Raw genomic sequence first — 6,834 nt, 5'->3', positions numbered from 1 at the left:
GTCAGAGAGGCGGGGGCCGGGGTTCGGTGACGAGGGTGCGGATGCTGACCGCCGTACGTCACCCGACGGCGGGATCAGGACCGTGGGCGCCAACCCTCTGCCTTGTTCGCGGAGTTTATACGACATGTGTTCAGACGATGTTTCGTCTAGCCGTTTCCGCCGTAACCGGCAAGGAGCCATTCGGTCGGCGATACGCGGGGAATCATCCCGATACCGTGCCTACTTCGAGGCGGTGACCTCGGGGAATGTGCCGGGAGCGGTCGGCCAATTCTCGTCGGCGTTTTTCACGAGTTCTTCGGGGCACCCGAAACTGCTGACAGCTGCATGCCGAGTGAATGTGCCACCGGTCACATCCAACAGCGTAGCGGGCCCGGAGCGGTCGCGGGACGTTATCGATCGTTCCGGCGGGGCATCATCCCACCTGACTCATGACGCAACGAGGAAGGACCCATCCATGGGGGAGAAGGTCGTGGCAGGCCAGTTCGACCTGTCCGATCGCCAGCGCTACCGCGACAAGCTCCGACAGTGCCTGACGGGGCTGGAGCGGCTTCTGGCGGAGCAGCGGTTCGATCGCCCCAAGAACCTGATGGGGCTGGAGATCGAATTGAACCTGGTCGGCACCGACGGGATGCCGAGAATGCTGAATGGAGAGGTCCTCGAACGCATCGCGAGCCGCGACTTCCAAACAGAACTCGCCATGTTCAACCTGGAAGTCAACATAGCCCCACACCGGTTGGGCGGCCGGGTATTCGACCGGCTCGCGGAGGAAATCCGCACCTCGCTCGCGTACGCCGACCGCAAAGCGGGCGAGGTCGACGCGGGAATCGTGATGATCGGCATTCTGCCGACGCTCGACCGGGACGACCTGGTCTCCTCCAACCTGTCCGACGTGGACCGCTACACCCTGCTCAACGACCAGATCGTGGCCGCGCGTGGTGAGGACTTCCTCCTCGACATCGACGGGGTGGAACGCCTCACCTGCACCTCCAAGTCCATCGCTCCGGAGGCCGCGTGCACCTCCGTGCAACTGCACCTCCAGGTCACCCCGGGGCGCTTCGCGGACGTGTGGAACGCCGCCCAGGCGGTGGCCGGCGTACAGATCGCCCTGGGGGCCAACTCGCCCTTCCTGTTCGGCCGTGAGCTCTGGCGCGAGTCCCGGCCCCCGCTCTTCCAGCAGTCCACGGACACCCGGCCACCGGAACTCCAGAGCCAGGGTGTGCGGCCGCGCACCTGGTTCGGGGAGCGCTGGATCTCCTCCGCGTACGACCTCTTCGAGGAGAACCTGCGCTACTTCCCGGCCCTGCTGCCGATCTGCGACGACGAGGACCCGCTGAAGGTGCTCGACGAGGGCGGGGTGCCCTCGCTCGCCGAACTCGTCCTGCACAACGGCACGGTGTACCGCTGGAACCGGCCCGTCTACGACATCGCCGACGGCGTCCCGCACCTGCGGGTCGAGAACCGGGTGCTGCCCGCCGGTCCCACCATCACCGACGTCATCGCGAACGCGGCCTTCTACTACGGTCTCGTCCGCGCCCTCGCCGAGGAGCAGCGGCCGGTGTGGACCCGGATGCCGTTCGAGGCGGCCGCGGCCAACTTCGACGCTGCCTGCCGGCACGGCATCGACGCGCGCATGACCTGGCCCCGGCGCGGCCGGCACGGCGGCACGGTCGAGGTCGACGCGGTGACCCTCGTACGCGACGAACTGCTGCCGCTGGCCGAGGCGGGGCTCGCGGCCTGGGGCGTCGAGCCCGCCGACCGGGACCTGTACCTCGGGGTGATCGAGGAGCGCTGCCGGCGCCGGACCAACGGGGCGTCCTGGCAGGCGGCGACCTTCCACCGGGCCCTGGAGGCGGGGCTGTCGCGGGAGGCGGCGCTGGCCGCCACGACGCGGCGGTACGGCGAGCTGATGCGCCTGGGCGAGCCGGTGCACACCTGGCCGGTGGGACTGCCGGAACCGGCGCCGCTGGGGTGAGGGCCGCCGCGGGTCAGCCACCGCCCTGGGCGCCCGCGGCCACGATCGCCTTCAGGATCACCGTGTGGATCTGGGCGGGGTCGTTGACCTGCTGCCCGGAGCCCCCGGTGGCCTCAGCGAGCTGCTGGGCCTCCGCCCGGTCGGCGTCGGGGCCCACCGCGATCACGATCAGCGGCACCGGGCGTTCGGGGCTGGAGAGCTTCTCCAGTTCGGAGATCAGCGCCCCGCGCGAGATGCTGCCGGGGTCCTGGTTGACGCCGTCGGTCAGCACCACCAGGGCGTTGAACTTCCCCTCGGCGTAGGAGGAGGTCGCCGCCTTGTACGCGGCGAGCGTGGTGTCGTACAGGCCCGTCGCGCCGCCCGGCACCGGCTCCAGGCCGCCGAAGGCCGCCGACAGCCGGTCCCGCTGGGTGCCGCCCGCGGCCGTGCTGTCGCCCAGCCGGTCGGTCGGCACCAGGATCTTGTAGTCCTTGTCGCCGTCCAGCTTGGTGGAGAACTCCCACAGGCCGATCTCGTCCTCCTGGGTGAAGGTGGCGAGGGCCTGGAGGAGGGACGCCTTGGTGACGTCCATCCGGGAGCGGCCGGTGCCCGGGACCGCCTCCGACATGGACGAGGACGCGTCCACGACCGTGGTGATCCGCGCGCTCTGGACGGTGATCGTCCAGGTGCCGAGGGCCTCCTGGAGCGCGGTCGCGGAAGCCGGTTCACCGGCCGCCGCCGCGAACGGCTGCGGCGCCCTGCCCCCGGCCTTGGCGACCAGTGAGGCCGACACCTGGTCGTCGGAGGTGCGGAACCCCCGGTCCGTCAGCAGCTGTTCCTGCTCGGGCCTGCGCAGATACGTCATGAAACGGATCGCCGCCCGGCTCTCGTCGGTGCTCAGCCTCGTCTCGTCGACGAGCGCGTACGGGTAGTCGAGCCGCGGTGAACCGTCCTTCGGGTAGAAGAAGTCGAGACCGTCCCCGGCTTCCGCCGAGGAGTTGTGGGCGAAGGCCGCCTGCTCGGACAGGACGAGCGCCTGGTTGCGCTTCGGGTTGCCCTGCTCAGTGCCGGACGAGTCCCGCGGCAGCGTCTCCACGAGCTGGCCGTCGCTGTCGGAGATGCGCTGCGAGAGGGACTTCATCATCGCCGCGGCCTGGGTCGACCCACCCTCGGTCCGGCCCGCCGCACTGCTGAGCTGGGTCAGGGCGAGCAGCCCGGACGCGCTCCGCGCGGGATCGGCGGCGCCCAGCCTGAGGGAGTCGCCCCCCAAGGCGGCGCCGGCCAGCTCCAGCCAGCCGTACGTCTTCTGCGGCCAGCCCAGAGACTTCGCGGCGGCCGGCACCATCGCCATGCCGACCGGGCTGGAGGCCACGTTGCCGACGCGGGCCACCTTGGTCGCGCCCGCGTCCGCGGAGATCTGCTCGACCCACACGTCCGAGTCCGGCACCCACACCTGCGCACCCGGGTTCTTGCCGGCCGCGAGCGTGTCCCTGACCTTGTACGACTCACGGGCGGTCACGGAGATGTCGACGCAGCGCCCGTCGGAGGTGAGGTTCTCGTCGTGGGCCCGCTCGGCCGCGGCGCGCAGGGCGGGGGCCACGTCGGGGGAGGCGGCGACCTCGAGCCGTACCGCCTCGTCGCGGCAGGAGGAGCCGAAGGAGAGCAGGCCGCCCTGGACGGCGGCGGCCGTGCCGCCGGCGACGGTCAGGACCAGCACCGTCGCGACGGCCACGGTGCGGCGGCGCGCGCGGGGGCGGGGGTCGCTGCCGCCCGCCCCATACTGATCGGGCAAGCTGTGACGTCCCATGACGGTGGTGCCCTCTCCCTGGTGCTCGTGCCGGCACGGCCGTGTACGGCAGGAAAGAGGGAGGCACGCCCCCGTACGGCGTCCGTCCCCCCGACGGCCTTGCGCACGATCTTCGTAACTTCTTTCGAAGGACCCTAGCGGGGCGGGGATACGGATGAGGCTGGATTACTCAACTGGAGGCAGGTGTGCAGGCGGAGGAAGGGCCAGTGGCCGATTCTTTTCCGCAGAGGGCGCTCTCACGGAAGTTCTTCCGTGACGAGACACTGCTCGTTCTGGGGCTTTCGCTCGGTGCGAGCGGTGTGTCCGCGCTGATCAGTTTTGTCGGATCGGTCACCAAACCAGGGGGTCTCAAGGACCAGGCGGCGACCCTCAACGCCTCGGCCGCGCCCGGCCGCCCCTGGCTGGATCTGGCCTGGCAGCTCTTCGGGATCGCGTCCGCCCTGGTGCCCGTCGCCCTGGTCGCGCACTTCCTGCTGCGCGAGGGGCAGAGCCTGCGGACCCTCGGCTTCGACCGCACCCGGCCCGGCCCCGACCTAGCCCGCGGGGCCGGGATCGCGGCCGTGATCGGCAGTACCGGCATCGCCTTCTACCTGGCCGCACGCGGCCTCGGCTTCAACCTCACCGTGGTGCCCGAGGCGCTGCCCGACGTGTGGTGGAAGTACCCCGTGCTGATCCTGTCGGCGATGCAGAACGCGATCCTCGAAGAGGTGATCGTCGTCGGCTACCTGCTGCGCCGGCTGAACCAGCTGGGCTGGACCCCGGGCACCGCCCTGGTGGCCAGTTCCGTACTGCGCGGCAGCTACCACCTCTACCAGGGCATCGGCGGCTTCATCGGCAACATGGTCATGGGCGTGGTGTTCGTCCACCTCTACCGGCGGTGGGGCCGGGTGGGCCCCCTGGTGGTGGCGCATTCCCTGCTCGACATCGGGGCGTTCGTGGGATACGCGCTGCTCGCGGGCAAGGTGGGCTGGCTGCCGACCGCGTGATCAGGCGAGCAGCTCGCCCTCGATGACCGTGACCGCCCGGCCGGTCAGCAGCGTGCGGTCCCCGCGCAGCCCGGTGCGGACCCGGCCCGAGCGCGGTGAGGCCTGGAGTCCGGTGAGGTCCGTACGGCCGAGCCGCTCGGCCCAGTAGGGCGCCAGGGCGGTGTGGGCGCTGCCGGTGACCGGGTCCTCGTCGATGCCGACGTTCGGGAAGAAGCAGCGGGAGACGAAGTCGTAGCCCAGGTCCGGGTTCTCGGCGCGGGCGGTGGCGATGATCCCGCGCTCGGAGTAGGCGGCCAGGGCCTTGAGGTCGGGGCGCAGGGCGTGCACGGTCTTCTCGTCGGCCAGTTCGAGCAGCAGGTCACCGATGTTCGGCCCGGTGTCGAAGGCCGTCAGCGGCTCGGCGCCCAGCGCCCGGGCAACCCCGTCGGGCAGCGCGACCGGCGTCAGCGGGGCCGTCGGGAAGTCCAGGGTGATCGAGCCGTCCTCCCCTGGCGTGGCGACCAGGACCCCGCTGCGGGTGGCGAACCGCACCGGGCCGCGGTGGGCGCCGGTGGCGTGCAGGACGTGGGCCGTGGCGAGCGTGGCGTGCCCGCACATGTTGACCTCGGTGGCGGGCGTGAACCACCGCAGCGCCCAGTCGGCCTCGCCTCCCTCGGGCAACCGGTGCGCGAAGGCCGTTTCCGCGTGGTTGACCTCCAGGGCGATGTTCTGGAGCCGGTCGTCGTCCGGGAAGGCGTCGTCCAGGAGCAGGACCCCGGCCGGGTTGCCGGCGAACGGGCGGTCGGTGAAGGCGTCGACGATTCGGATACGCATGGGCCGACGGTACGGGGTGGTCCTGCGACCGGGACAAGGCCAATCCCGGGTCGCTGGCCCGAGTTGCCGGCGTCTGTGCCGAGGTTCTGGAGGCGGCCGGTGTCCCGGTCGTGCGCCGCGTCTTCGAGGGCGTCGACAACTGCACGTCCCGCGGTGACCGTCCGGTCCCGGCGGAGTCAGTCGCGGGCGGGCCGCTGAACCGCGTCGGGGGAGGCCTCGCGCAGGGAGCGGGCGAGTTCGGAGATCTGTCGTGCCTGGGCGGCCGACAGGCGCCGTGCCGCCCACAGCAGTGCCGCGGCGTCCACGGCCCGACGCGGCGGAGGGGGTGGCGCCTCGCGCAGCACCACGCCGGTCAGGGCCGCAAGGTCGCCGGCGTCGATCCCCAGCAGGGCGGCGAAGTCCGTCACCAGGCGCGGGGCAGCTCCTTGCGGCCGGAGCCGATCACGCCGTACGTCGCTGCCGACAGGTAGGTGGGCGTGGTCAGCGCGAGCGTCGCCGCCATGCCCGACCAGTCCAGGTTGCGGTACTGGAGCATGCGGACGACCCGAGCGCCGGGGCCGCCGTCGAGGGGCAGGAGCGGTTTCGGGGTGAACCTGGACCGCCGTTCCTCCTGCGGCAGCTCCCGGATCCGCCGCAGGAGTTCACGGCGCCCCACGGCAGGGAGGCGTACGGCGTCCGTCACCGTGCTCCTCACCCACGTCGCGGCCGTGGCGTCCAGCGGCGCCATGTCGTCCGGGACCGCCCGGCCCGCGAGGACGAACAAGTCGACGGCACGGAGACCCAGCGCGGGCGCGAGCCGTCGGAGCAGTCCGTCGCCGGGGCTGCTCCCGGCGAGCACGGCACGGAGCTGGTCCTCCCGCACTCCGGCACGTTCGGCCGGCTGCGGGCCGCCGGGCCCTCTGCGGTCCAGGAGCCGCGCGAGCGCCGCGCCGAACCCGGGAGTCTCCGTCATGTCCGCAGGCTAGCCAGTCGCAGGCGGGCACGGCAGGGCACGGAGTCGACAGCGACCAGAGAGGGGGTCTTGTCATGCGATCGGTTACGATATATCGTTGAAGCATCGCGACTGATCAACGATGGAATGGAGTGATTGCGATGCGTTCCCACGGATTCGAGCGTGGACATGGTGGAGCCGGTCGTCGGGGCCGGGGCGGCCCCGAGAGCCTGCGGGGTGCCTTCGGCCCCTTCGGGCCGGGCGGTCCCGGTGGCCCCGGCTTCGGAGGGCCGGGCTTCGGCCCCGGCCCCTGGGGGCACCGGGGACGGGGCGGACCCAGGGGGAG

The 6,834-nt window shown here is 71.6% G+C and carries 6 protein-coding genes and 1 pseudogene; 3 read left to right on the top strand and 4 right to left on the bottom strand.

Annotated elements, in window-relative coordinates; all coding sequences use genetic code 11:
• Positions 1-454: 454 nt before the first annotated feature.
• Positions 455-1,972 (top strand): glutamate-cysteine ligase family protein, encoded by a 1,518-nt coding sequence (locus AOJ26_RS39955; RefSeq protein WP_053853242.1) that lies wholly within the window; start codon positions 455-457, stop codon positions 1,970-1,972.
• 13 nt (positions 1,973-1,985) lie between these two features.
• Here AOJ26_RS39955 and AOJ26_RS39950 read toward each other — a convergent pair whose 3' ends face one another.
• The gene (locus AOJ26_RS39950) at positions 1,986-3,758 is read right to left on the bottom strand and encodes a substrate-binding and VWA domain-containing protein (protein ID WP_053853241.1); all 1,773 of its coding nucleotides are present in this window, start codon (positions 3,756-3,758) and stop codon (positions 1,986-1,988) included.
• A 185-nt stretch (positions 3,759-3,943) separates the two neighbouring features.
• Between AOJ26_RS39950 and AOJ26_RS39945 the strand changes: the two genes are divergently transcribed.
• Complete coding sequence (locus tag AOJ26_RS39945) at positions 3,944-4,744, top strand: CPBP family intramembrane glutamic endopeptidase (protein WP_053853240.1); 801 nt, start codon at positions 3,944-3,946, stop codon at positions 4,742-4,744.
• On the opposite strand, the gene AOJ26_RS39940 is transcribed toward AOJ26_RS39945, so the two are convergent.
• From AOJ26_RS39940 to AOJ26_RS39930, 3 genes are all read right to left on the bottom strand, one after another.
• A complete protein-coding gene (locus tag AOJ26_RS39940) occupies positions 4,745-5,557 on the bottom strand; it encodes a PhzF family phenazine biosynthesis protein (protein WP_053853239.1) in 813 nt (270 codons plus the stop codon).
• A 176-nt stretch (positions 5,558-5,733) separates the two neighbouring features.
• Complete coding sequence (locus AOJ26_RS42550; RefSeq protein WP_053853238.1) at positions 5,734-5,964, bottom strand: hypothetical protein; 231 nt, start codon at positions 5,962-5,964, stop codon at positions 5,734-5,736.
• Positions 5,961-6,509 (bottom strand): hypothetical protein, encoded by a 549-nt coding sequence (locus AOJ26_RS39930; RefSeq protein ID WP_053853237.1) that lies wholly within the window; start codon positions 6,507-6,509, stop codon positions 5,961-5,963. The genes AOJ26_RS42550 and AOJ26_RS39930 overlap by 4 nt, the downstream gene beginning before the upstream one ends.
• Before the next feature lie 140 nt (positions 6,510-6,649).
• On the opposite strand from AOJ26_RS39930, the pseudogene AOJ26_RS45315 reads away from it, so the two are divergent.
• Positions 6,650-6,834: pseudogene (locus AOJ26_RS45315) on the top strand (PadR family transcriptional regulator); the annotation flags it as partial.

This window comes from Streptomyces sp. NRRL B-24085 (genome assembly GCF_001282115.1).
In the GTDB taxonomy this organism is placed as follows: Bacteria; Actinomycetota; Actinomycetes; order Streptomycetales; family Streptomycetaceae; genus Streptomyces.
The sequence above is the reverse complement of the archived record's forward strand: the minus strand, read 5'-3'. Positions and strand labels throughout refer to the sequence as shown.

Excerpts from the sequence above, each read along its gene's own strand:
- AOJ26_RS39955 (WP_053853242.1), top strand. The coding sequence starts at position 455 with ATGGGGGAGAAGGTCGTGGCAGGCCAGTTCGACCTGTCCGATCGCCAG.
- AOJ26_RS39950 (WP_053853241.1), bottom strand. The coding sequence starts at position 3,758 with ATGGGACGTCACAGCTTGCCCGATCAGTATGGGGCGGGCGGCAGCGAC.
- AOJ26_RS39940 (WP_053853239.1), bottom strand. The coding sequence starts at position 5,557 with ATGCGTATCCGAATCGTCGACGCCTTCACCGACCGCCCGTTCGCCGGC.
- AOJ26_RS39930 (WP_053853237.1), bottom strand. The coding sequence starts at position 6,509 with ATGACGGAGACTCCCGGGTTCGGCGCGGCGCTCGCGCGGCTCCTGGAC.